The sequence below is a fragment of the Daejeonella sp. genome, from assembly GCF_044348475.1.
GTDB lineage: Bacteria > Bacteroidota > Bacteroidia > Sphingobacteriales > Sphingobacteriaceae > Daejeonella.
The window spans coordinates 31,102-56,999 of record NZ_JBIKSU010000013.1 but is presented as its reverse complement, the minus strand read 5'-3'; the positions used below and the strand labels follow the sequence as shown (position 1 = coordinate 56,999).

Below are 25,898 nucleotides of genomic sequence, written 5' to 3'. Positions count from 1 at the left end.
TTCGCTGATTATTTTTTTTAACTCTTGATCTTTCAGTCTTGCTAAAGATTGGGTAATGAATGTTCGATCTAAATTTTTATCACTCGAGTAATTTAAAAATCCTGGAACATTTGTTTGTATGGTGTACCGTAAAAACCGAAGTTCAACATTGGTTTGATCTGCCTTAATTGCACTTTCAAGCATTAGCTTACCTTTTTTAAAATAAGATAATTTACTGAAAGGATTAAAAGCATGTTTAGCCATTAACATGGTGGCTCCACCCCTGTATCCAAATAATAACGGATTATTAGTTTCATTAAATGGTTCAAGCAAACTAATCATCTTAGTACAGGCTACTTCACTTGATGTAGCATTATGAAGCATAATTCTAACCTCCTTTATTACTGGCACATTAGCGAATGCTAAAGAGCTACAAAAAAGAAGTAAGAAACATAGGCTTATTTTCATACCCAATTCATTTTATTTTGGACCATGCAGTTAATCATCAGGCCAAATTTTCTTCCATTATTAATTCTAACTCTTTCAGTGAGTACACGCTTAGCAGGAAGTTTTTTGATTTTATCAAAAAGAGATTTATAATAAACATAGGCCAGATAAACTCCCCCTTTTGAGGATGAAGGGAGCATTTTTATACCCTTTAAAGCTATTTCGAAATCATCTTCAATTTCTCTTTCAATTTCAGCTTTTACAGCACAATTAAATTCAGATATATCAACATTTGGAAAATAACTTCTACCTAAAACTTGATAATCATCTTTTAAGTCTCTCAGGAAATTTACTTTTTGAAATGCTGCACCCAACTTCATGGCATAAGGTTTCATTTTCTGAAATTCGCCAAGATCACCTTCTGTGAATACATGTAAACACATGAGTCCTACCACTTCTGCTGAACCTAATATGTATTGTTCATACTTTTCAGGAGTATATTCTACTTTCTCAAGATCCATTTCCATGCTATACATGAAGGTTTCAACCAAATCTAAACTAATATTGTATTGATGAACTGCTTGTTGAAATGAATTTAAAATTGGATTAAGAGAAATTTTACTTTCAATGGCAGCAAATGTCTCCTCCTTAAATTTTGCAAGTAAGAATTTCTTATCGAATCCTTCAAAACTATCTACAATTTCATCTGCAAGGCGAACAAATCCATAAATAGAATATACAGAATTCCGAAGGCGATTATTTAAAAAATAAATACCCATTGAAAAACTGGTACTATAAGCACGGGTAGTCATTTTACTAACTTCTACCGAAAGATTATCATATAGTAATTTCATTTATCTAAGATTTTAAATAGTTTATCAATTGTCTTGCGGCAACTTTTCCTGAAATAATGGCAGGAGGTACTCCAGGACCAGGCACCGTTAACTGACCAGTATAAAACATATTTCTAATATTTTTATTTCTGATGCTTGGTTTTAGGTTAGCTGTTTGCATTAACGTGTTTGCAAGGCCATAGGCATTCCCTTTAAATGAATTATAATCACTCACAAAATCTTTCACGCAGTACGTTTTTTTATAATCTATGTGATCAGTGATATCTTGCTGAATGTGTTTTCCAAGACGATCAACCATAACTTTAAAATATTTCTCTCTTAATTCTTCGGTATCCTTTAAACCAGGAGCTAAGGGCATCAGGAAAAATAGATTTTCATGACCCTTTGGAGCTACAGAATCATCTGATTGAGATGGGCAACAAACATAAAACAATGGCTTGCTTGGCCATTTTGGATCTTTATAAATCTCAATGGAATGCAACTCCAAATCCTCATCAAAAAAGAGGGTATGATGCTGAAGATGCTTGATTTTGGTGTTTAATCCAATATAGAAAATCAAAGACGAAGGTGCAAAGGTTTTTTTATCCCAATAACTCTCATTATAATTTCGATGCGATTCGGGAAGCAACTTACTTTCAACATGATGATAGTCTGCAGAGGCAATAATAGCATCACATTCTATCTTTTCTCCATCAACTATAATACCATTTGTTTTGTTATCCTGAACAAGGATTTTTTCTACAGGAGAGTTAAAATGAAATTTAACTCCATTTCTTTTTCCAACTTCCATCATCGCATTGATCACTTCACCAAAACCACCTTCTGGGTACCAAGTACCCAGCTTTAAGCCAGCATAATTCATCAAACTATAGAGGGCTGGTGTATCCTGTGGCATTGCCCCTAGAAATAAAACAGGAAATTCCATCAAAGAAATTAATTTGGGATTAGAGAAAAATTTACGAACATGTTTACGGAATGAAGTGAATACCTGTAAACGAAATGTTCCTTTAATAAGCTCTAAATCAGCAAATTCTAATAAAGAAAGACCAGGATTATAAACTAGATTTCCCATCCCAGTTTCATATTTATACTTTGCCTCCTCCATAAATTTATCAAGCTGGACAGCACTCCCCTTTTCAATAGATTCAAACATTCGTGATAAATCAGAATATTTTTCAGGAACACTCATTGTTTCTCCCAATGGAAACACTACATCAAAAGAGGGATTTAATAATTTTAATTTATAAAAATCTGAAACCTTATAATTAAAGTCAGAAAAGAACTTTTCAAAAACATCGGGCATCCAATACCAACTTGGACCCATGTCAAATAAATAGTCATTTACCTTCAATTGACGAGCTCTTCCACCTGCTGTTTCATTTTTTTCGAATACATGAACATCATGTCCTTCAGCCGAAAGGTATGCAGCTGTACTTAATCCTGAAAATCCTGAACCAATAACAATTATTTTAGACATTATATTTTAAAATAAGTATTTAATTTTTATTTGAATTTGCAACAGCTGCAAGGCTTTCAATTGATGGAAGGAATTCTATCTTGCTATTTAATTTAATTTGGCCAATTAATTTATGATTGCCAGCCAAATAAATTTTAGTTCCATAAAAACAAGATGCCAACTTATCTAAACTTAATTGTATTTGTTTTGGCAAGTCATAATGAACTAAAAACATTAAGAGGTATTTAGGTTTTATTTGATCAATTGCAGAAATAACAGAATCTATTGGAAGATTACTGCCCAGATAAATTACTTTTTTTCCAAAAAGTCGAATAACTAGTTGAGCATAAATTAAAGCTATCTCATGAAATTCATTTTCTGGCAAAAACAATAGCCAAGTTTCAGATGAAGAATCAGGTGTATCTAATGAATCTAAAACAGCCAAAAACTTCTGCCTAACCATATTACTTATAAAGTGCTCATGTGCAGTAGGTAAACGATCTGAAGCCCATAGTAGGCCAATACGCTCCATCATTGGAAGTATAACTTTAATATACGTATTTTCCATACCTAACTTTGAAACACAATCAGAAAAGACAAGTTCAAAATAACTGGCATCATAATTAAGACCTGCAGCAATTAACTGAGAAACAAAATAATCAGAAGAATCACTAATTTCTGAATTACTTGTATTAGAAACCATTGAATATAGAACTTCATCAGGCATTGAACATAACGAAGATACCTTATGACCATTATTCAATAAACTAACAATATTCAGCAACCTCCTTAATTGTATATCGTCATAATACCTGGTATTACCTTCAGAACGACTTGGCTTCAATGCATTATACCTTTGCTCCCAAATGCGAATAGTATGTGGTTTTATTCCTGAGAATTGGGAAAGCTGAGATATAGAAAAAAGATTCATTGTTTAAATTTAAAATAAAAAAATTAAACAATAGTACTTTCCTATTTGTTTTTACAATAAGGTGTAAATTGATTCTAGTTTAAATGGAATTTTAAAAAAATAAAATGGATAAATACGTTAAATTAAATTATCAATTTATCTTTTTCCAATATTCTTCTACGACCATGCCATTAGGCAGCACACCTTTAATCGTTAAACTATTCTGATCAATTACAAAGTTATAAATGATTGTCTGATCTGTATTTTGAGAAGGCCTACTACTAAATTTACTGGTAATCATCAAGCTATCGTTTTTTATTTCATATAAACCAGAACTATACAATTCCGGTTTGGCTGATCCTTCTAATAAATAGGCCTCAAAAGTATTTTCAGTATATGTTCTTTGCATTTGAAAATCAAGTGATGCCTTTTGTTCTCTTCCATTATATAAACCACCATCATATTGCCAGGTTCCCATAATTGGCTTCTTGGAACAAGATGAGATTAAAACAATACAAAATAAGACAGCAGGTAATTTGAATAAATTTTTCATTTTCTTGATTCTAAATCCAGTTAATTCCCTTTTTTAATAACCCAAGTGTTTTTTCCTCTTCTGAGCCTGGTTTTGCATTAAAGTTATACACCCAATTAGCTTGAGGTGGTAAACTCATCAGAATAGATTCAATCCTTCCATTGGTATCAAGTCCAAATTTCGTTCCTGCGTCATACACTAAATTGAATTCAGCATAACGACTCCTGCGCTGATATTGCCATAGCTTTTCCTCTTCTTTGACTAATTTGTCTTTATTTCTACCAATCAATTCGACATAAACTGGTAAAAAAGTTCTACCAACTGCTTTTGAAAATTCAAAAATATCTGACCATTCAAGACCGGTTGATTGCGGATTTAATCGATCATAAAATATTCCACCAATACCTCTGGTTTCTTGGCGATGTTTAATGAAAAAATAATCATCTGCCCAATTCTTAAATTTAGAATAGAAATCAGAATGGAATGTATCGCAGGTATGTTTGAGTGCACGATGAAAGAATCGAGCATCTTCTTCTATAACAAAATGTGGAGTAAGATCTATGCCACCACCAAACCAACGCATTTCTTTTCCAGATTCACTTAGCATTTCAAAATACCTTATATTCATATGAATAATGGGTATCCAGGGATTATTTGGATGAATTACAATTGAAACTCCAGTAGCAAAGAAATCATCTTCACTTACACCAAATGCTTTTTTTATACTATCAGGAAGTTTTCCATGAACAGCCGAAAAATTAACTCCTGCTTTTTCAAGCACATTTCCATTTTGAATAATCCGTGTTCGACCACCTCCTCCACCATCTCTATCCCAAATTTCTTCCTGAAATATACCTTTGCCATCTGCTAATTCTAAACCAGCACATATTTCATTCTGAATCTGCTGATATTGTTCAGCTATTTGTTCTTTAGTAATCATGGGGCAAAAGTGAGTATTTTAGGTAATAACGCGAATTAATTCTCAATATTCCCATTTTTACTGATTAACTTATTTCAAGGTAATCTAGATCTTTGCCAAAAGTTTCTTTAAGCTGATAAAGAGCAATAAGTGCAATAATCAATGAAACAAAACCTACCACTAAAGCACTATTGATGATTCCAATACTTCCCTTTAATGTAGTAAATGATAAAGTTGCAAGAACTAGAGAACCTCTCACAAAATTTGGAACTGTTGTAGTTACAGTTGCTCTTAAGTTGGTTCCAAACTGCTCTGAAGCAATTGTAACAAAAGTTGCCCAATATCCAGAAGAGAATCCCAAGAATAAAGTTAGCCATATAAATTGCTGTGAAGACATTCCTTCAGCGTTAAGAAATACAACAATACTCACTCCAGTAAGAAGCAGAAAAATTAGCATAACTTTTTTACGGGAACGCCACATCTGACTCATAAAACCAGCTACAATATCACCAATGGCAATACCTATGTAACAATACATAATACCGGTACCTGCAGAAAGAGGATCTATTGAATTTAACTCCTTACCAAATTCAGGTGAGAATGTAACCAGTACACCAACTACAAACCACAATGGAATACCAATTAAAATACAGCTTAAATATTTTTTAAACCGTTTACCATCCGAAAACAACATAAATATATTTCCACGACTAATGTCATCACTTTTCTGATTTTTAAACATGCCTGATTCAACAAGCCCAACTCGCATACCTAAAAGAAGTAATCCCATTACACCACCTATCATATAAGATACTTCCCAAGTATAATTTTCACCAATTATAGCCGCTGCTACCGCTCCCATTAGCCCAACACCAGCAACAATCATAGTTCCATAACCACGATTTTCTTTACTCATAGTTTCAGTAACCAGTGTTATACCTGCACCTAATTCTCCTGCAAGACCTATTCCTGCAATGAAACGAATAACTGCATAAGCAGGTACAGAGGTAACAAAACCATTAGCTAGATTGGCAATAGAATACAATAGTATAGAACCAAAAAGAACGCTTATACGTCCTTTTTTATCACCTAATACTCCCCATAAAATACCACCCAATAGCATCCCAAACATCTGACTATTAATTAACATAGTACCAACATCTAGTAAATCACTGTCGGGAACACCCAAACCTTTCAGACTTTTTATTCGAATTACCGAAAAAAGGATTAAATCGTATATATCTACAAAATACCCTAAAGCGGCAACGAGGATAATTAATTTTACATTTTTTTTATTTGCGGCAGTCTGATCCATAACAATTATTTGAATGCACAATCTACAAACAAAAATGAAAAACAAAAAAAGGAAAGAAAGCGGATACTTGCTGTATAAAAATTGATAGTTTTAAAATACAAGGCATTTTCCTGATATTTACAGAGATGATGTTATCAGAGAATATGCTTAAATGGGCAATGCGATTTTACCCTCCCTTATTTTTTCAACGAATTTGGGTAAAAAAGTTTGATAAGAATTTCAGCGGAGTACAGGTTAAAATTTTCAAAAGCTTTCTAAATATCAATTATAACAATTCTATATTCGGCGGTACCATATTTAGTGGTTCAGATCCTTTCTATGCCATTCTTTTTGATCAAATCTTACAAAGGAAAAATATCAAATGCCGTGTTTGGCTTAAAAGCGCAAGTATCAATTATTTAAAACCAGGGAGAACAAATTTAAGCTTTAGTATTACACTAACTGAACAAGAAATTTTGGAAGCAGAAACCGCATTAAGAACGGTTGGCAAATTTGTAAAAGCCTATCCAATAAATATGTTCAACTCAAAAGGTGAACTTTGTGCCACTGTAATCAATGAAGTATATGTTCGAAACCTGTTTAAAGACGAAGAACATACTATTGCCTACTAATGATTGATTAGAATGAATATTAGAAAGTTAATTCTGGAAGGAGAAGGTGTTACTCAGGATTTTAAAAAAAAGATAACCAGCTGTGAAAAAATAGCCAAAACTATGGTTTCTTTTGCTAATAATAAGGGAGGACGCTTATTGGTAGGTATTTCTGATGATGGAACTATTAGCGGACTTAAATCAGAAGAAGAAGAGAAATACATGATCACCCGTGCAGCTCATTTTTTTTGTAAGCCGGCACTAGAACCTGTTTTTGAAGAAATTTATATTGATGATAAAGTTGTTCTAGTTGTAGAAATCAAGAAAAGTGAAATAAAACCGCATTATGCATTGGGTGAAGATAAAAAGTGGTGGGTATACATCCGAATCAATGACAAGAGTGTTTTAGCAAGTAAGATCGTTGTTGATGTCCTTAAAAAGGAAAACAATGAACAAGGTATCTTTTTAGAGTACTCATCAAAAGAAAAAGCATTGTTAGAATACCTAGACAAAAATGAACGTATTACCGCTAAGGAATACAGCCTCATGTTGAATCTATCCAGACGAACTACCTACCGTATTCTGATTAATCTGGTACTATCCGGTGTTATTAGGTTGCATACTACTGAAAAGGAAGAATATTATACCGCTTCCTGATTTATTTCTAATTTATTTACATTCTTTGCAAAATATTTTCTACTCAAATTAGCGTGAAGCGCATCTATACTAAATATAAATTCCATTACCAAACCAATCTTACCTTGGCTATACCTGTTGTTATTTCACAACTAGGCCATACTCTTGTGCATACAGCAGACAGTGTTATTGTAGGGCATTTTGCAGGAACTATTCCATTAGCCGCTGTTTCATTGGTAAATAGCATTTTTATTGTAATACTGGTCATTGGAATAGGACTTTCTTCTGGTTTAACTCCACTAATTGCTCAGGAAAGTGGAAGAAAAAACTTTAAGGAATGTGGGCGATTATTGGCAAATAGTTTACTGATCAATGCATTAACTGGTATAATATTATTTTTATTGATCTATTATGGTTCTCTACTAGTTATTGACAAAATGGGACAATCCCAAGAAGTAGTGGAACAGGCTAAACCATATTTAGGTTTACTTGGATTTTCAATAGTTCCATTAATGGTCTTCATGACATTTAAACAGTTTGCCGAAGGATTAGGATTCACTAAGCAAGCTATGATGATTTCATTATGGGGTAATGTACTTAATATTTGTCTTGGGATCATATTTGTGAAAGGCTTATTTGGAATTGAACCCATGGGGATTAATGGCGTTGGCTGGAGTACACTCATAGACAGATCAATAATGGCTGTTGTTATGGCTAGTTATGTGATCAGATCAGCCCATTTCAGAATCTATTTGAAATCGTTTGCTCTCCGTTCTATTAGTAAAGTACGCTCATTTAAAATTCTAAAGATCGGTACACCAGTAGCCATGCAATATACCTTTGAAGTGAGTGCTTTCAGTGGTGCAGCTATTCTGATTGGAACAATAGGTGCTATTGAGCAGGCAGCACATCAGGTAGCTATTAATTTAGCATCTATGACCTATATGATGGCAAGTGGTGTTTCTGCAGCGGCAACCATAAAAACAGGAAATAATTTTGGCAAGGAAGATTTTCTAAACTTAAGACTTTCAGCAATTTCAAGCTACCATATCATATTGGTATTTATGTCGATAACAGCTCTCTTATTTGCTGGATTTAATCAATATTTACCCTGGATATATACTTCAGATGAAGCAGTGATATCAATTGCAGCTCAATTACTTATAATTGCTGGTTTTTTTCAGTTGTTTGATGGAACCCAGGTAGTTGGATTAGGTATACTTAGGGGTTTAGGCGATGTGAATATTCCAACCTTAATCACATTTGTTGCTTATTGGATAATTGGAATACCAATGGGCTACTTTTTAGGAATTTATTTAGGATGGGGAGCAAATGGTATCTGGTATGGATTAACCCTTGGATTACTAGTATCGGCAGGATTACTCTTTACCAGATTCCATTTCTTTTCTAAGAGGCTGGTTCAGCTAGCTCGTAAAGTATAGCAGAAACTGGAATTTTGATCTCATTATAGATCTGTGACTGCATTTTTTTTAATCTGTCTGTATGATCATCCAGACGGTCATTAATGTTCATGTATCTGATCAAATCACCTGTCCGTGTATCAATAAATCTGTAACGCGTAAAATGTTGCTTTTCCATTTTGCAAATTTACACTAAATTTATTGAAAATCAGCATTTTACGTAAAAATTCAAAAGTGAATATCCAATTTAAAAATATAGATCATGTGCTATTCGAAAGGTATTACAGTGAGCATCAACGATATCCGACACTTTAGGTGAGTAACCTCCGCCCATACTAACTTGTACAGGAATCTTCAGTTTCTTACAGAAACCAAGTACCATTTCATCTCTTTCTTTACAAGCTTTTGTAGAAATATTCAGTTTTCCAAGCTTATCTGTAGAAAGTATATCTACACCTGCCAAATAAAAAACAAAATCAGGTTCATGTTTGGCAAAGAGAACATTCAGGTGAGCTAACAATAAAGTAAGATATTCTTGATCAGAAGTGCCATCGGGAAGTCCAATATCTAAATTTGACTGTTCCTTTCGAAATGGAAAATTCTTATCAGCATGCATTGAGAAGGTAAAAACTCTTTCTTCATTTCTAAATATTTCTGCAGTTCCATTTCCCTGATGAACATCCAGATCAATAATTAATATCCTACTTGATAAACCGTTTGAAAGCAAATAGTTAGCTGCTATAGCCTGATCATTTAACAAACAAAAACCTTCTGCCCAGTTTGAACCTGCATGGTGAGTGCCTCCGGCAACATTAAATGCAATCTGGTGTTCTAGGGCATATAAACAGCAATTTATGGTCCCCTGTGCAATTCTTAACTCACGCTCTACCAATCCCGCAGACAATGGAAAACCTGAGCGCCTGATTTCTGCCTCACTTAATTGAAGATTCTTTAATCGTTCCCAATAGCCTTGCTCATGGCATAATAATATAATATCTTCTTGAACCTTAGCGGGTGAAACCAGATTCTTTTCAGAGATAAGCCCCTCATAGATAAGTTGTTCAGGAATAAGTTCATATTTAATCATCGGAAACCGATGCCCTTCTGGTAAAGGAAGAATATAAACTGGATCAAAAGCAATATAAAACACTTGATGATTAAGAGCGAGTGAGCTGTTTATTATTTCTAAATGCACCGGCTATGCGGATAATCAAAGCAAGCAAAATGAATACAATCGCAGCATATGCAGCCTGGATAACAATTTGAAAATCAATTGGATTAACTTGCTGGCGTTTTAGTACTATCCCATATAGTGCCCAAAGTACTACCAGTCCAAAGGGAACATTTCGCCTAACCAGGATAATAAAGAATGAAATCAAAGTAGCAGTTCCAATCATAATTATCACCCAATAACTGTCAGAAATACCTGCAGCAAACCAGTTTATCGATTTAAGATAGGCACTTATATTAGCAATGGTAGCAATGCATATCCAGGCAAAATAAATACTTAAAGGAAAATGAGTAAAAATTTTTGTTGAAACTGGTCGATCTGGATTAGATATGTCGGCCTTAATACTAATAATAACAAGTGTTACCAACTGTATGAGTATCAAAATTACAGATAAAAGCAGGTATTCATTTACCCATGCTACTAACCATAAACCAGTAGCAAGATTATTAATTATCAACTTCCAGCCAATATTTTGAGTATCCAGATTAGTATGTTGACTATCTGACTTGCTGAATGCTGCATACAAATGAAACAAACAAAATGCAAATAAGGCTAAATAAATTACTCCCCAAATTGCAAAAGTAATTCCAGCAGGAGCAAATACGGTATCATATCTGGCAGAAACCTGGCCCACATCCATAACCGAAAAATAGTTCATTTGAACCAAATAAGACAGAATCAATTGAAAGGAAAAGGACAATAGATTTAGAACAGCAAAAAATTTTGTTTTCATAGTTAACACTAAAATGATTTAGTTAAATGATTCTCATAGTAAACCTATTACAATCACCATGTTGAAATTTATAAGAATTTTTTATTTCAGGATTTAAATGTGATAAGTTCAAGAATCGTCGATAAATTAACAGCATCTGATTGATCAAAACTATTCAATTCATCGCTATCAACATCAAGAACACCAATAACCAGACCATTCCTAATCATTGGTATTACAATCTCCGATTTCGATGCAGAACTGCAGGCAATATGCCCAGGAAATGCATCAACATCTGGAACAATCAGTATTTCTTCCTGCTTCCAGGATGAGCCACAAACTCCTTTTCCTTTTTGAATCCTAGAACAAGCTACTGGCCCCTGAAATGGTCCTAGCACCAGTTCATCATTCTTAACTAGATAAAAACCCACCCAAAAGAAATTAAACTGTTCTTTTAATGCCGCGCAAACATTAGCCATATTTGCTATTTCATCTGTTTCACCAGAAATCAACGCGGAAATTTGAGGAATCAAAGACCTGTATTGATCATTCTTAGCCCCTAGTACAATATTCAGATCTTCTGCCATGATGCAAAATTAGCATTGAATTAATTATCCTCCTAAATAAAACTTATCCAAGTTAACATTGATTAGTAAAGTATTTGCATTTATTATAGAAGAATACCCCCTATAAAAACAAATTTGAACTTTCAGGTTATTCAAACCAAATTGGCTTTTTGATTCATATTTTTCATGGATTGAAAAGATAAGCATAAAAATCCATCATGATTTTGATCAAAATATATGACCTAAAAAAAACATTTAGATGAATTACCTTTATGGTTCAATTTGAAATCATTAGGCCTAACATGATCGTATCATTCAGCTTTATCCGCTACCGGCGCTTGTTCATCCCATTAGCCTTTATTGCCATGGCTATTCACCGCTTGCCTCTTTTATTTAGTACTAAATGTAGGTTCTGGAAACTAATGGGATGCGGTAGAAATGGAACATTTGATTTGCAACCCGACTGGCAACAGTGGTCACTAATGGCTGTATGGGATTCGGAAGACGATTTTCATGATTTTAATACCAATTCTTTTATTTCTTGGTGGTGGAAAACATTCACACTAGAAAAATGGACATTACTCAGCGTTCCATTAGCAAGCCACGGTAAATGGGATGGTAAAGAACCCTTTAAAATGATTGATTACGACAAAGATCATACAGGTTGTGTAGCAGTATTAACAAGAGCAACCATAAGATTCAGCAAGTTAAAAAGATTTTGGACACATGTTGATCCGGTAGCACAGATTATGACTAAGGCAAAAGGGTACTTAACTTCTGTAGGAATTGGTGAAGCTCCTTTTTTCAGACAAGCAACAATTTCTATTTGGGATAACATGGATAATATGAAGGCCTTTGCCTATGGCTCTAAAGAGCATGCTGACGTGATCAAAAAAACGAGAAAGGAAGACTGGTATAGTGAAGAACTTTTTGCCAGATTCAAAATAATATCAGGATCAGGAACTTTAAATGGTGTTGATCCATTATCAGTATTCAAGAAAAATAGTTAATCAAAGAATAACAAATGAGAGTCATTGCAGAGCTACCACATCCAGATTGTAAGATCAGTATATTTTCAATGAACCAGAAGTATATCATTAAACTTGAAAAAGGAGTTTTTGAACAAATCTATAAAATATCAGAGCTTGATGTACCCGATGGAGTAGATGGAATTTTTAAGATTTTAAACGATAATTTTATAAAAGTAGCAGCTGAACGTTTCAATCAAATGAGGGTAGATTTCAATGATGCATATCAAAATTATGACAGTATTTAAATCATAACTAATTGATTAATAGTATTTTATATATTTAAACAGAATAAAATTTTGCAAAATTGACCCTTTTCAGGGTATTTTTTAATCAATATATAACTTTAAACTTTATATTAAAAGTCATAAAATATTGATAATTAAATAATTATAATATTAAACAAAATATAATATTGACCCTTGTAATTGCCAAATTAATGCAAAGTTTATACTTTTTTACATATTTCACTTCAATTAAAAAGCATTGAATATTTTTTATATTTTTGAAACATGAAAGATCTCCTAACACCTCGTTTTATAGTATTAAGCCTTTTGGTAATTGCAGCTGCTTTAACGCGTGCACTCCCCTATTTGATTCCTCACATTTGGAACTTTACAGCTATAGGAGCACTAGCTATTTTTTCAGGGGCGCAATTTTCAAACCGAGGTATGGCATTTATATTACCATTAGCAGCAATGGCAATTTCTGATTTAGTTATCGGAAATGGATTTAGTTTGTTAGTTTACTTTGGTTTTACAGCAATGGTAGCTTGCGGATTCCTTTTAAGAAGTAGGGTTAATGTTACGAATGTAGTTCTTGCTTCTTTCATTAGTGCAAGTGTATTTTTTCTGATTACAAATTTTGCATTTTTTTATCCGGTAACTTTATACCCGCATAATATTTATGGTATTCTTACATCCTATGCAGCTGGTTTACCATTTTTCAGAAATATGTTAATTGGAAATATGGTATTCTCTGCGGTTTTATTCAGTAGCTTTTACCTTTTATCTAAGCGCTACCCAGTATTAGCTAAATAACAATTTGGCTTTCATAAAAAAACCTGATTGAAATTTCAATCAGGTTTTTTTATGGTATACATTCAAGAATTGCCCAAAAATTCAGAGAATCTATTACCTATTGCTTCAAGAAAATTCCCAAGTTAACTCAGCTAATATCCTTGTTATCCTAAAAAATCAATGCTTTTCATTGATTTACTAAATTATATCTAAAAATAAGAATCCACTTTCAGACTCACCTTCTTTACTGTTAATCTTTAATGGCTTAAAGACCCTTTCTCCGGTTTTATAAGGTATTGAATTCATGAAAATTGGCCCGGCAAAGCAGAATGTATGATATTCTCCATTTTCACCACACAAATCAACTTCATTTGGAAGCTCTGCAATGAAATTAGCATCTAATTGCCTTCCAAGCCAATCAGCAGAAAGTATTTTGGTATTAATACAACAGGTTATCGCTTTAAATTCATTGGCAATAAAATTGTTCATGAGTTTTAAAGTTGGTACATTCCAAAGTGGAAAACATGCTTTTAAACCTCCCTGATTGACCAGATCTTCTCTATATTTTCGAAGATCTTCCAAATGAATATCACCGAAAGCGAGAAATTCAACACCTTTTTCCTTTAAATTTTGGCATAATTCAAGAAAACAGTATTCGTATGAATTATTATCCGGTAAATTAGGAACCCACATTTTAATTATTGGTAAACCTAATGCTTCACATTGTAAATCAAGTATACGTTCAGGAATTCCGTGCATAGAGATACGCTTATATTCTTCATTCAAAGTTGTAACTAGCGCCACTAGCTCAAAACTCTGATCGTTTAGAATGGTATGCAAGGCCATTGCTGAATCTTTTCCAGCACTCCAAAACAAGACAACTTTTTTCATTTATTCCCTTTTAAAACAAAAATAGCGATGAATTTGATCCATCGCTATTTAATAATGTATTGATTTTGTTTAGTTTATTCCCAATCTAAAACCTGCATTAAAATTCAAACCTTTTGTCTGGTATCCTGCAAATTCTATATAATCTTCATTCATAAGATTCTTAACATCAGAAAACAAAATTAGTTTTGATGTGGCTTTGAATTGGATATAGGCATCAAGCATATTAAATGACCCTAGATCAGCTTGAACAGTTTTAAAAGTTTTTCCATCATAATATCTGTCTATTCTATCTCCAGTATGTTTATAAATCAAATTCAAACTCACTTTTTCGCTTAATTCAATACCCGCATTCAATCCATACGAGTTTTTTGGTCTACGAAATAAGTTAAAAGCTGTATTTATAGGAGTAGTTACTTTGCCGGTAACGTATGCATAATAGGCATTTAAACTGATTGCAGATAATGGCTTTAGCCCTAATTCAATTTCAAATCCATTGTCTTTTTGCCTGTTTTGATTGATATAACCAAACTTATTTGTAGCGATCTGGCCAAAATCAATGACATTTTCTATATCTCTTTTAAAATACGAAAGTGAAAGGTTGGTATGTTGGGTAAAATTCAAATCAAAACCAGTCTCAAAACTCGTTGCCGTTTCTGGCTCAAGTGCAAGATTTCCATAGTCTGAAAACAATTGGTATAAAGATGGAACACGGTAAGCCGACGATAAATTTACAAAAAGCTTATAACGCTCTGCAAAAAGATAGGATGGATTGATGGTATACGTAAAATTGGTTCCATAATCACTATGATTATTAATTCGTCCTCCTAATTCTGCCTGAAAACCGGTTTGTGTTCTAAAAAACAACGAGGTAAAAGCACTTGATATAGTATTATCTGCAAATAGTGCAGAACTGTAAGGATTATACTGTTCTGTACTTAGTTTTTTATACGAGACTCCACCTGCAAGATCAATTGATTTACTAAAATTATAGTTCAAATTAGTTTCAAGATGAGTTATATTTCCAGTATTATTGGTTACAGAACCCTGGTTATTGTATCTATTCTTAACATTATTCTGGCTTAAATTAAAGTTTAGTGTTCCTTTATTCAGAGCCAGGATCCCTCCTATTCCAGCCAATATTGAGGATTTGTTATACGTATACTCTAAAGCATCTGAAAAGGCCCCAGCATCAAGATCTGCTAAATTATTATTTGCTTGTAAATTGCCCTTTATTGAAAATCTGGCATTTACTTGCTGACCAATGTTCAGCAAAACAGACTTTTGGTGGAAGCCATCTTTATCAAAATTTGTAACACCTTGGGCTGGAACTGCCGAAGAAAAGTTTTTAGAATCAGAATTGATCGCATTAAGTGTTACAGTAGTGTTTTGTATTTGACCCGTTAAACCAAGAACTTGCTTATAGGTATCGTAAGATCCAGCAGTTGCTAAAACATTAGCTGACAATACACCTGTCCCTTTTTTAGTAATAATATTAATGACCCCTGCAACCGCGTCTGAGCCATATAAAGTTGAATTCCCACCCTTTAAAATTTCAACCCTATCAATAATATCTATTGGAATAGCTGAAATATTGTATTCGCCTGATATTTCTGAAGCATCATTCAAAGGGATGCCATCAATTAGTATCAGGGTATTAGCAGCACTGGCTCCTCTCATATAAACTGCTTTTACATCAGCTGGATTACCACCATTTCCACCAATTGTGATGCCTGCAATATTGTTTAAAACCTCAGGCAAAGTCCTCCCTTGACTCTTGGCAAGAGTTTCTGCTGAGATAACTCTCACCACTTTACCAATTTCGGATATTTTTTTTGGTGATCGACTGGCAGTTACAACTACCTCATTAAGAGCTGCTACAGGCCTTTGCTGTGCCAGGGCATTACTATCTAGCAATGCCAGTTGTGCAAGCCCCAGGCAAGCAGCAACGTAACTAATTTTTCTTTTCATTTTGTTGTGAGTTTTTTACCCCACAGCAAACAGATAATGAAGGAATACTAGAAACAGATAGTCCTATAGAACTATCATCTCCAAGCTTCAATCCCCGAAAGCTATGAATTATTATCGCAAAGGCAGGTCTTCTGACTTACTCCCAGTTATCCTGCCTTCCCATGCCGTTTAAGACCAGCACAGTGACAAAAATTTGGATAACCGTTATAGAGAACACAGCAGCGGGACTGTCCGGGATTCAAACCCGGTTCCCTTTTAATCACGATAATGAAATCGAGAACCTAATGCTTTACAAATTTATAATAAAGACCTATGGGTTCTAACAAATGTTATTAACAATATTTAATAATTATTGTTATCAAAATGATTGTTAAGAATTAATTAGATTTTTAATGCAATAAATTCTATAGCTTTATTTTAGTCAGCTATGTTGTAATCAACAGATTTTTAAACCGTATTATTGATAAACACTATTTTCAAGAAAGCATAGTATTGAAATAGATGTATTGGAAATTTAAGTCATAATTAAGTATCAGATGAAAGAACTACCGCTAACAGTAAGAAGGTCAATAGAATTAATTGGAATTTGTCTGTTAGGCGCTTTAATATCTATCGGAAATGACATCATAATGCCTGTATTAATGGCATTCTTTTTAAGTATTGTTCTTTTGCCGATTTACAGATTTTTAAGAGCCTGGAAGTTTCCGGAAGTTGTGTCGATATTATTACCAATTCTTCTTGGTGCATTCTTTATTGGAGCAGTAGTTTGGTTTTTTTCTGTTCAAATAAGTATTCTGGCTAATGATTTTCCACAGATTCAGAAAAATATTAATTACCATTTGAACAATTTAAGTGATTGGATTAATTATAAAACCGATTTTTCTACTCAGGAACAGATCAAATTTTTAAATGAACAGAGTAATAAACTGCTTATTAACGCAGGCAATATAATTGGAGGAGCAGCCGGATCCATCACTTCTGCTTTCATATTTATAGGATTAGTACCGATCTATATTTATTTATTTTTATCCTATAAGGATCTTTTATTGCGTTTTGTGTTTGTATGGTTTGAACCCAATCAGCATAAAAAAGTAAATGAAGTAATGAAAGAAATTGAAGTAATTATCAAGAGCTACCTCATTGGGTTATTAATTCAGATTGCTTATATAACTATTTTACTTGGTGGAATTTTATTACTTCTTGACATTAAGCATGCCCTTCTGATTGGTGTAATCTTTGCCCTTTTAAACCTGATACCCTATGTTGGAGCTTTAATAGGTAATTTGCTTGGAGTGATGTTAACCTTAACTTCATCACAAGAATTATTACCCATTATTACAGTATTAGGAGTAATTGGAATTGTTCAGTTTGTTGACAATAATATTTTAATGCCTAGAATTGTGGGCTCAAAAGTAAGGATCAATGCCTTTGCTGCAATACTTGGGGTATTTATTTGTGGAAGTCTGGTAGGAATCTCGGGAATGTTCCTTGCATTACCTATGGTGGCTGTTTTAAAAATAATTTTCGACCGTTCAAAAACTTTTAAACCCTGGGGGATATTATTAGGAGATGAAAACCTGATAAAAAATCCGATACGATTCCCGAAACTTCGAATAAAAAATAAAAAAATAGAACAAGAGCTTACTATTAAGAGCGATAGTACTGAATAGAAATAAGTAGAAGTACTTATATATAGTTCTGATTAACGATTTGTGTGTTGAAAGTGCTCCTCAATTCCTAATCCAAATAAAGCAAAATCATATTCAGCATGTTTTTAATTATTTACTGAAAAATATTAGATTCAAAAATTTTAAAATTTAATATTAGATTTAAGAAAAAATAATAAAATGTTTAAAAAAATTAGTTTTGTAGAATTGGCTATTGTAATTGCTACCATCGCAATTATTTTTCTATCTGAATATTATTATGTTGTGCTTAAAGATCATGATAGGGCTATGTTTATAGGTTTATGGCCACCAACAATGATTGGATTATTAATTTATTTAAATTTAAGAAGAAACCAAAAATAATATGGAATATTTAGATTTGATCGTTCTATCTTTAATTGTATCGTTATTGTTTGGAGTATTTATCTTTGGTCCGATGGCGCATGCACAATCTTCAAAAACATCAAAAAAATCTACTGATAAAAACGATTAGTTAAACTATTCGAAAAAAATTTCTATAAATTACTTTGTTGTTAAAACTTCTCTTCTATCCCTAAGCCAAACAGTGCAAAATCATACTTCACAGGGTCTATAGAATCAAAAAGAGCTAAGTTTTCAGTCAGTTGTACAGCCGTAAGCCAGTCTGTTTGTTTTCGGGTAATTAAGCCTAATTTCCGTGCTACCCTATCCACGTGTAAATCGCAAGGACAAATAAGCATAGATGGCTTTATTGTTTTCCATATTCCAAAATCTACACCTTTATTGTCATCTCTAACCATCCAGCGTAGAAACATGTTTAGACGTTTGCAGGTAGATTTTTGACTTGGAGAACTTACATGTTTTTTTGTTCGGGAAGGGTAATCAGGTAATGAAAAAAAATAGGTTCTAAATGAATTCAGATAGCTTTCTGTAGTAAAAGAATTCGAATCTATTTTCAATTCATTAAGATTCAATGGAGTTGAATTAGATTCCGTTTTTTCAGGCCCCTCATTACCATCCAAAATTTCGTAACCACCCATAGTAGTTAAATTTAGACTAGTAAAAGCAGATTCTAGCGAAGTATACTTTTTATAATGTTGCCTGAAAAACTCTATAAAATACAAGGTATCGGTATCGTTAAAAGTACGATGCTTAAAATTAAAAAAACGTTTCAGGTCTTTATCTTGATGATTTAAGATAAAATCATACGGAGCACCATCCATTAATGCAATCAACTCATTGCATTTATTAATAATGGTTTTACGTTGCCCCCAGGCCAGAATAGAAGCCCAGAAACCCATGATTTCAATATCCTGTTGTAGTGTAAACTGATGAGGAATACAAATCGGATCATTTTCAATAAAACCAGGCTGATTATAGTGTTCAACTTTAGTATCAAGAAAATCTTTAAGATCCAAAAAGGTATTTAAAGAAGGAGGATATCGAGACATGCAGCTTCTATAAAAAGTCAGTGAACATTCGTTTTAAGAAAGTGCCTGTTTCAAATCATCTAACAAGTCATCAATATCTTCAACGCCAACACTTAAACGGAGTAAATTATCAGTAACACCAACCTTATCACGTTCTGCTTTAGGTATTGAACCATGTGTCATAGAAACCGGGTGATTGATCAGTGACTCTACTCCTCCCAATGATTCAGCCAATGAAAAAACGTTGAATGAAGAAGCGATACGATAGGTTTCCTGAAGATCGGCTCCTTTTAAAGTGATAGAAATCATTCCTCCAAAATCGCGCATCTGTTTTTTAGCAATATCATGGTTTGGATGATCGGTAAATCCAGGCCAATAAATTTTTTCAACTTTTGGATGAGTTTTTAAAAATTCAGCAACCTGTCTTCCATTTTCACAATGCGCCTTCATTCTAAGATGTAGAGTTTTTAAACCTCTGAGTACCAAAAAACTATCCATTGGTCCCGGTGTTGCCCCACATGCATTATAGATGAACCAGAGCCGTTTATATAGATCTTCATCATTGAGCATCAAAGCTCCCATTACTACATCTGAATGACCACCAAGATACTTTGTTACCGAATGCATCACTATATCTGCACCTAGATCAATTGGATTTTGAAGGTATGGAGAAGCAAAGGTATTATCAACAGCAAGTAAAATATTATTTGCCTTAGCAATTGCTGCAACTGCTGCTATATCAACAATTTGCATGGTAGGATTTGTTGGGGTTTCAATCCAAATTAGCTTTGTGCGATCATTCACAAAATTCTTTACATGATTCGGATCAGACATATCTATAAAATGGAATTTTATCCCATAATTAGAAAATATCTTAGTAAAAATGCGATAGGAACCCCCATAAAGATCATTACCAGTAATCACTTCATCACCTGGAAGAAGTAATTTCATGACCGCATCTGTTGCTCCCATTCCACTTGAAAAAGCGAGGCCAAATTTGGCATTTTCTAATGCAGCAAGGCATGATTCAAGCGCCTTACGTGTTGGATTGGTCCCTCTAGAATATTCAAAACCTTTATTATCTCCTGGCGATTTTTGCCAATAAGTTGAAGTCTGATATATTGGAGTCATGATTGCTCCTGTGGTTGGATCAGGTTCTTGACCTGCATGAATTGCTTTTGTTCCGAATTTCATATTGAAATGGTTTTATAATTGGTTTTAGGAGTAATATCTCCTGATCATAACATTTTACAAGTGAAAATAGGCAGTAAATTAACTATCAATTCTCACTTATCGGACTGAGCTCACTATCTAGTAATTTTAAATATGCTGATAGGATTCAAATCTTGAATGATGGTCGGTTTATTTGATAATAATCACATCAATATGCTCTGGCAAATAAAACTCGCTGAGTAGATGGATTCCCTGTCAGTATGCAAGATCCAGTTTCAAGTTTGTTATTTAAAGGAATACATCTAATCGTTGCTTTTGTTTCATCTTTTATCCGTTTCTCAGTTTCCGGTGTTCCATCCCAATGAGCAGAAATAAAACCAGCCTTAGTATCGAGTAATTCTTTAAACTCTTGGTATGAGTTTGCCTCTCTTGTATTTTCTTCCCTAAAACGAAGTGCTTTCTGATAAATAGTATTCTGAATATCTACCAATAATGCTTCAATATGAGAAACTAAGCCATCTCTGGATATCGTTTGTTTTTCTTTGGTATCTCGACGAGCAATTTCAATCGTACCATTTTCAAGATCACGGCCACCAATTGCAAGTCTAACCGGTACACCCTTCATTTCGTATTCGGCAAATTTAAATCCAGGTCGAAGTGTATCTCGATCATCATATTTTACTGATATATTCTTTAGTTTTAACTGAGCTGCAAGTTCTTTAGCGATAGCTGAAATTTGATCTAATTCGTCATCAGAACGATAAATAGGAACAATTACAACTTGTATAGGTGCGAGTTTTGGAGGAAGAACTAATCCTGAATCGTCAGAATGTGCCATGATCAATGCTCCAATAAGGCGAGTAGATACACCCCATGAAGTTGCCCAAACATAGTCGAGTTTTCCTTCCTTACTTGTAAATTTAACATCAAATGCTTTTGCAAAATTCTGACCTAAAAAGTGAGATGTTCCAGCCTGAAGTGCTTTTCCATCTTGCATTAATGCTTCTATACAATAAGTTTCTAGAGCACCTGCAAATCGTTCATTAGCTGTTTTCTTTCCTCTTACTACTGGTAATGCCATCCAATTTTCAGCAAAATCGGCGTATACCTCAAGCATACGTTCAGTTTCTTCAATTGCTTCTTGCGAAGTTGCATGAGCAGTATGACCTTCTTGCCAAAGAAATTCAGCTGTTCTTAAAAACAGTCGAGTTCTCATTTCCCATCTCACCACATTAGCCCATTGGTTAACCAAAATAGGCAAATCACGATAAGACTGAATCCAACCTTTATACGTATTCCAAATAATAGTTTCGGATGTTGGTCGAACAATCAATTCCTCTTCAAGTTTTGCATCTTCATCTACTATGATATTACCATTACCATCATTTTTTAAACGATAATGAGTTACAACGGCACATTCAGTTGCAAAACCTTCTACGTGAGAAGCCTCTTTTGAAAAAAATGACTTAGGAATGAATAATGGAAAATAAGCATTACTGTGACCTGTGTCCTTAAACATTTTATCTAAAGCTGCCTGCATATTTTCCCAAATCGCATAGCCATAAGGCTTTATGACCATACAACCTCTCACCGCAGAATGCTCAGCCATGTCTGCCTTACCCACAAGTTCATTATACCATTGGGAATAATCCTCTTCTCTGCTTGTTAAACCCTTACTCATCTTATTTAAGAATCAAAAAATTACGTATATTTAATCGAATTAACATTTTAACAAAGTTATAAAACTAGATGATGTATTATAATATTTTGCGATGCAACCATTGCTGCAATACTATCGTCTCTATATTATACGTTTAATTTCTATTAATCACTATCATTATGATAAAGAAATTCATTCACTTACTAGCAATCCCATCTATTCTTTTTCTTGGTTCATGTGCAAGCACCAAAATAGCGCAACTGAACGATTCGAATGATGATGTATATTATTCTATTGCAAAAGCCAGAGAGGTAGATCCGGTTATATTTGTAAATAAAGAGGAAACAAGAAGTAGCAATTATGTTACAGCTGATGAATTGTATGGAGATTCATATAGCGATTATGGATATTATAACGATTATACTTCACGTTTTAACCGATTCAGGACGTATGCTCCATCTTTAGGCTATTATAATAATTTGTACGGGAATAACTTCGATCCTTTTTTTAGCAATTCCTATTTTCCAAGTAGTTATTTCGGAGGTTCTTCGTTTAACATTGGTTTAGGACTTGGTTATGGGGCTTATAATTATAACCCTTGGAGAAACTATGGTTATAATTATGGATTTAATTATGGATATGGTTATAATTTTTGGGGGCCTTACTCCTATTACAATTCCTTTAATTCGTATGCATTTGGAAATGGAAACGGGTATTATGGCGGGAATTATAGTGGAATTTACAGTAGTCCTGCCTTTAATTCTCCTAATTATCGTCCTAGACCAACAAGAAGTACCGATAATTTAATAAATGATAGGGGTTCTGTTATTGGCGTACCCGCTGGAGTAATCAATAAAGATCCAAATGGAAATATCATTTCAAGAGGACGAGCTGATCGTTATGGGGATCAGGCTCAACCCAATACTACTTCAAGCACAAGAAACCAACCTGTAGCTAAACCTTCTAGAGTGAACCAAAATCAACCACAGAGAGTTTCACAACCTGAACGAATATATACAGCGCCTCCACAAAGACAGGATTCAGGCTCAAGCTCAAGATCGAATCCTGCACCATCAAATAATAATGGAGGCGGAAGTTCATCACCCCGTCCTTCAAGAGGAAATTAAGATACAGAGAAATCCTTATGAGATTTAAAATTTTATTATCTATGGTAGCCATAGTGGCTGCTGCAGGAGAGTTACATGCACAATATTCAGCCGATGCTTTACGTTTTTCGCAAACACAATCAGGTAGTACCGCCAGATTTAAAGCTATTGGTGCACAAACTGGAGTGGGTGGAGATTTAAGTTCTATTGGCAGTAATCCTGCTGGAATTGGATTATTTACCAAGTCAGAATTTAGTTTCACGCCAGAGTTTAATAGTTTTAATGCTGATGCACTATATCTTGGAAAGAATACGGTAGGCAAAAAAGATCAATTAGGCTTGGCTCATGCAGCAGTTGTGTGGAATTCAACTGTATCAAAGCCCAAAGGTGCAAAACTAGATGAAGGATGGATCAGTTTTAACTATGGGCTTGGTTATAACAGAACAAAAGCCTTTGGCGATAACATACTGTTTTCAGGTACAAATACCCAAACTTCTATTGCCGATTATTATGCACAGTTAGCCACCACAAATTATGGTGCTCCTAACTCCTTACCTTCTGGAAGCCTTGAACGAATGGCTTATGATAATTATTTAATTGGTTATGATAATTCGAACGGTCAGTATTTCCCAGAAACCGATGTAAATAATGTTCAGACTAAAAACGACTTAAGAACAGGTTCACAAGGAGAATTCAATTTTGCATTTGGCGCGAATTACAGTAATCAATTTTACATTGGTGCTAGTATTGGAATAGCAAATATTAATTACACTGTAAATTCAAATTATAAAGAAAAAGGTTTTAATGTAACAGAAAATAACAATTATGATATGTCTTACAGGCAGTATCAAGTTACTAAAGGCTCAGGAATCAACGCTAAATTAGGGGCAATATACAGACCAATCCCAACAGTTCGTTTAGGTGCAACCATCGAATCGCCAACTTGGTATACCATTGACGATAGCTATTCTGAAGTTCTTGACACAAAATATGGCAAAAATAAAGTAGATTCTCAATTTTTGAATAAAGATGAGACGTATGTTTTTGCTTACAATCTAAGAACACCTCTAAAAATTAGTGGCGGTATTGGAATATTTATTAATACACAAGGATTTATATCGGCCGACGTTGATTATGTTGATTACTCAACCATCAACTTTTCTACTGCCCCAAATTACGATGACCAAGAAGTGATTATAGATAATAACAGAGAAATATTGAACAATTATAAAAGCGCAATAAACTATCGTATAGGTGCAGAATATAAAATCGATAAGCTAATGCTTAGAGCAGGATATGGCGTTCAGGGTAATCCATATAAAACACTAGATAACGACAGGTTTAAAATCAGCTCATATAGTGGAGGCTTGGGCTATCGTTTTAACAACATATATGTAGACATGACCTATCAGCAAATTGTTTATAATTCTGATATTAAACCATACACTTTGAATCCAGGCAATAGTCCAATGGCTGTAATTAAGAATACAAGAAACAATGTTTTCCTTACAATCGGAAGACGGTTTTAATCAATTAAAATTCGCTGCTAGGAGTATTTTTTTCTTTAAGTAAGAGCTTGACTACTTTTTACAAATTTTATTGAAGCATAAAATGATGTAATTTTGTAGTTGATGGCATTAAAAGAAAAACATATAAAACAGGTTTTTTCCAAAAAATTTAAGGGTTTAATATGGAAGATTCGTATTCAGGAGAATAATGAATATATGGCTATTGAAAGTCGTCAGTTGGAATCTAGAAATGCATGCTTTACTGTTTTAGATCTTCAAACTGGAAAGATATATTTCAAAGAACGGTCTTATTTAGAGTCTATGAACCTAAATCTTGCTTATGCAGCTCAAGAAAATCTAATTTTAACGATTAACGAACATGCAGAAAGTCCGGAGTCTAAAGGATTGATTTCAATTAATATTCTAAATGGTGAGATTCTGTGGGAACGATACAATTTTTCATTCAATCAGGCAGATTCAACAGGACTGCAGGTTTATGATCCAAAGATCTATCCAAGAAACTATTTGTGGATCAATCATTTGAATGCTGAAAATATCAATAAACAAGAAAATAATACTTCAATTACACCTAGTAATATTTTATTTCCTGATCTATTTGAATCTTATGTTTTGCCAGACTTTATTGAGCATAGTCTGATTTTAGGCGAAATTTCTGTTCTACATAAAGATGGTTTAACTATAGTATCATTTCATGAAAAAATGAAAAATAATATACAGCAGAGACTACTTGTTTACCAGAATGATACAATTTTTATTGATGATATTGTTATTGATGGTATACAAAAACTACAACCTGAGTCGTTCTTTATGATTAAAAACAGTTTGTTATACGTCCGAAATAAGAATGAAATCGTTTCATATTTTGTATAATTGCAGAAAT

The 25,898-nt window shown here is 33.6% G+C and carries 26 protein-coding genes and 1 riboswitch; of the genes, 10 read left to right on the top strand and 16 right to left on the bottom strand.

Going from position 1 to position 25,898, the window contains the following annotated elements:
* The 7 genes from ACIQZ6_RS05315 to ACIQZ6_RS05285 form a co-directional block, all read right to left on the bottom strand.
* The coding region (locus tag ACIQZ6_RS05315; protein ID WP_395808932.1) for a hypothetical protein at nucleotides 1-447 on the bottom strand (447 nt) is incomplete at its 3' end.
* On the bottom strand, nucleotides 444-1,280 hold the full coding sequence (locus ACIQZ6_RS05310) for a phytoene/squalene synthase family protein (protein ID WP_395808930.1): 837 nt from the start codon (nucleotides 1,278-1,280) through the stop codon (nucleotides 444-446). The genes ACIQZ6_RS05315 and ACIQZ6_RS05310, both read right to left, overlap by 4 nt.
* Nucleotides 1,281-1,284: 4 nt before the next feature.
* Entirely contained in the window at nucleotides 1,285-2,757 is a 1,473-nt protein-coding gene (locus ACIQZ6_RS05305; RefSeq protein ID WP_395808928.1) for a phytoene desaturase family protein, read from the bottom strand.
* A gap of 19 nt (nucleotides 2,758-2,776) precedes the next feature.
* The gene (locus tag ACIQZ6_RS05300; RefSeq protein WP_395808926.1) at nucleotides 2,777-3,667 is read right to left on the bottom strand and encodes a MerR family transcriptional regulator; all 891 of its coding nucleotides are present in this window, start codon (nucleotides 3,665-3,667) and stop codon (nucleotides 2,777-2,779) included.
* 130 nt (nucleotides 3,668-3,797) lie between these two features.
* Nucleotides 3,798-4,199, bottom strand: a complete 402-nt coding sequence (locus tag ACIQZ6_RS05295) for a hypothetical protein (RefSeq protein ID WP_395808924.1) — start codon at nucleotides 4,197-4,199, stop codon at nucleotides 3,798-3,800.
* Nucleotides 4,200-4,209: 10 nt separating this feature from the next.
* Nucleotides 4,210-5,118: an oxygen-dependent coproporphyrinogen oxidase gene (gene hemF, locus ACIQZ6_RS05290; RefSeq protein ID WP_395808922.1), complete on the bottom strand. Its 909-nt coding sequence runs from the start codon at nucleotides 5,116-5,118 to the stop codon at nucleotides 4,210-4,212.
* A 64-nt stretch (nucleotides 5,119-5,182) separates the two neighbouring features.
* Nucleotides 5,183-6,412 (bottom strand): MFS transporter, encoded by a 1,230-nt coding sequence (locus ACIQZ6_RS05285; RefSeq protein WP_395808920.1) that lies wholly within the window; start codon nucleotides 6,410-6,412, stop codon nucleotides 5,183-5,185.
* A gap of 125 nt (nucleotides 6,413-6,537) precedes the next feature.
* Here ACIQZ6_RS05285 and ACIQZ6_RS05280 point away from each other — a divergent pair, with 125 nt between their 5' ends.
* From ACIQZ6_RS05280 to ACIQZ6_RS05270, 3 genes are read left to right on the top strand one after another with little or no spacing between them, the layout of a single operon-like run.
* Nucleotides 6,538-7,023: a DUF4442 domain-containing protein gene (locus ACIQZ6_RS05280; protein ID WP_395808918.1), complete on the top strand. Its 486-nt coding sequence runs from the start codon at nucleotides 6,538-6,540 to the stop codon at nucleotides 7,021-7,023.
* 12 nt (nucleotides 7,024-7,035) lie between these two features.
* A complete protein-coding gene (locus ACIQZ6_RS05275) occupies nucleotides 7,036-7,659 on the top strand; it encodes an RNA-binding domain-containing protein (RefSeq protein ID WP_395808916.1) in 624 nt (207 codons plus the stop codon).
* A gap of 53 nt (nucleotides 7,660-7,712) precedes the next feature.
* Nucleotides 7,713-9,080, top strand: coding sequence for an MATE family efflux transporter (locus tag ACIQZ6_RS05270; RefSeq protein WP_395808914.1), 1,368 nt, complete (start codon nucleotides 7,713-7,715; stop codon nucleotides 9,078-9,080).
* On the opposite strand, the gene ACIQZ6_RS05265 is transcribed toward ACIQZ6_RS05270, so the two are convergent.
* The 4 genes from ACIQZ6_RS05265 to ACIQZ6_RS05250 all read right to left on the bottom strand — a co-directional run bounded on the left by ACIQZ6_RS05265 (nucleotide 9,046) and on the right by ACIQZ6_RS05250 (nucleotide 11,589).
* Entirely contained in the window at nucleotides 9,046-9,237 is a 192-nt protein-coding gene (locus ACIQZ6_RS05265; protein WP_306550939.1) for a hypothetical protein, read from the bottom strand. The genes ACIQZ6_RS05270 and ACIQZ6_RS05265 overlap by 35 nt on opposite strands.
* Nucleotides 9,238-9,306: 69 nt before the next feature.
* Nucleotides 9,307-10,209, bottom strand: a complete 903-nt coding sequence (locus ACIQZ6_RS05260) for a histone deacetylase (RefSeq protein WP_395808912.1) — start codon at nucleotides 10,207-10,209, stop codon at nucleotides 9,307-9,309.
* A gap of 7 nt (nucleotides 10,210-10,216) precedes the next feature.
* On the bottom strand, nucleotides 10,217-10,948 hold the full coding sequence (locus tag ACIQZ6_RS05255) for a hypothetical protein (protein WP_395808910.1): 732 nt from the start codon (nucleotides 10,946-10,948) through the stop codon (nucleotides 10,217-10,219).
* A gap of 161 nt (nucleotides 10,949-11,109) precedes the next feature.
* A complete protein-coding gene (locus tag ACIQZ6_RS05250) occupies nucleotides 11,110-11,589 on the bottom strand; it encodes a GAF domain-containing protein (RefSeq protein WP_395808908.1) in 480 nt (159 codons plus the stop codon).
* Between the two features lie 251 nt (nucleotides 11,590-11,840).
* Here ACIQZ6_RS05250 and ACIQZ6_RS05245 point away from each other — a divergent pair, with 251 nt between their 5' ends.
* From ACIQZ6_RS05245 to ACIQZ6_RS05235, 3 genes are all read left to right on the top strand, one after another.
* Entirely contained in the window at nucleotides 11,841-12,578 is a 738-nt protein-coding gene (locus ACIQZ6_RS05245; protein ID WP_395808906.1) for a DUF3291 domain-containing protein, read from the top strand.
* 14 nt (nucleotides 12,579-12,592) lie between these two features.
* Complete coding sequence (locus tag ACIQZ6_RS05240) at nucleotides 12,593-12,844, top strand: hypothetical protein (protein WP_395808904.1); 252 nt, start codon at nucleotides 12,593-12,595, stop codon at nucleotides 12,842-12,844.
* A gap of 264 nt (nucleotides 12,845-13,108) precedes the next feature.
* Entirely contained in the window at nucleotides 13,109-13,636 is a 528-nt protein-coding gene (locus ACIQZ6_RS05235; protein ID WP_395808902.1) for a DUF6580 family putative transport protein, read from the top strand.
* A 177-nt stretch (nucleotides 13,637-13,813) separates the two neighbouring features.
* Here ACIQZ6_RS05235 and ACIQZ6_RS05230 read toward each other — a convergent pair whose 3' ends face one another.
* Both ACIQZ6_RS05230 and ACIQZ6_RS05225 read right to left on the bottom strand, forming a co-directional pair.
* Nucleotides 13,814-14,506 carry a diphthine--ammonia ligase gene (locus tag ACIQZ6_RS05230; RefSeq protein ID WP_395808900.1) on the bottom strand — a complete coding sequence of 231 codons (693 nt, stop codon included), beginning with the start codon at nucleotides 14,504-14,506 and terminating at the stop codon, nucleotides 13,814-13,816.
* Between the two features lie 69 nt (nucleotides 14,507-14,575).
* Nucleotides 14,576-16,474: a TonB-dependent receptor plug domain-containing protein gene (locus tag ACIQZ6_RS05225; protein WP_395808898.1), complete on the bottom strand. Its 1,899-nt coding sequence runs from the start codon at nucleotides 16,472-16,474 to the stop codon at nucleotides 14,576-14,578.
* Between the two features lie 103 nt (nucleotides 16,475-16,577).
* Nucleotides 16,578-16,774, bottom strand: a riboswitch (cobalamin riboswitch).
* A 236-nt stretch (nucleotides 16,775-17,010) separates the two neighbouring features.
* On the opposite strand from ACIQZ6_RS05225, the gene ACIQZ6_RS05220 reads away from it, so the two are divergent.
* Nucleotides 17,011-18,144, top strand: coding sequence for an AI-2E family transporter (locus ACIQZ6_RS05220; RefSeq protein ID WP_395808896.1), 1,134 nt, complete (start codon nucleotides 17,011-17,013; stop codon nucleotides 18,142-18,144).
* Between the two features lie 530 nt (nucleotides 18,145-18,674).
* On the opposite strand, the gene ACIQZ6_RS05215 is transcribed toward ACIQZ6_RS05220, so the two are convergent.
* From ACIQZ6_RS05215 to proS, 3 genes are all read right to left on the bottom strand, one after another.
* On the bottom strand, nucleotides 18,675-19,571 hold the full coding sequence (locus ACIQZ6_RS05215; RefSeq protein WP_395808894.1) for a TIGR02757 family protein: 897 nt from the start codon (nucleotides 19,569-19,571) through the stop codon (nucleotides 18,675-18,677).
* A gap of 33 nt (nucleotides 19,572-19,604) precedes the next feature.
* On the bottom strand, nucleotides 19,605-20,744 hold the full coding sequence (locus tag ACIQZ6_RS05210; protein ID WP_395808892.1) for a cystathionine gamma-synthase: 1,140 nt from the start codon (nucleotides 20,742-20,744) through the stop codon (nucleotides 19,605-19,607).
* Nucleotides 20,745-20,931: 187 nt separating this feature from the next.
* Nucleotides 20,932-22,404 (bottom strand): proline--tRNA ligase, encoded by a 1,473-nt coding sequence (proS, locus tag ACIQZ6_RS05205; protein WP_395808890.1) that lies wholly within the window; start codon nucleotides 22,402-22,404, stop codon nucleotides 20,932-20,934.
* Between the two features lie 158 nt (nucleotides 22,405-22,562).
* On the opposite strand from proS, the gene ACIQZ6_RS05200 reads away from it, so the two are divergent.
* From ACIQZ6_RS05200 to ACIQZ6_RS05190, 3 genes are all read left to right on the top strand, one after another.
* Nucleotides 22,563-23,510 (top strand): hypothetical protein, encoded by a 948-nt coding sequence (locus tag ACIQZ6_RS05200; protein WP_395808888.1) that lies wholly within the window; start codon nucleotides 22,563-22,565, stop codon nucleotides 23,508-23,510.
* A 17-nt stretch (nucleotides 23,511-23,527) separates the two neighbouring features.
* Complete coding sequence (locus ACIQZ6_RS05195; RefSeq protein WP_395808886.1) at nucleotides 23,528-25,018, top strand: OmpP1/FadL family transporter; 1,491 nt, start codon at nucleotides 23,528-23,530, stop codon at nucleotides 25,016-25,018.
* Between the two features lie 102 nt (nucleotides 25,019-25,120).
* Nucleotides 25,121-25,888, top strand: a complete 768-nt coding sequence (locus tag ACIQZ6_RS05190; protein WP_395808884.1) for a DUF4905 domain-containing protein — start codon at nucleotides 25,121-25,123, stop codon at nucleotides 25,886-25,888.
* Nucleotides 25,889-25,898 lie beyond the last annotated feature (10 nt).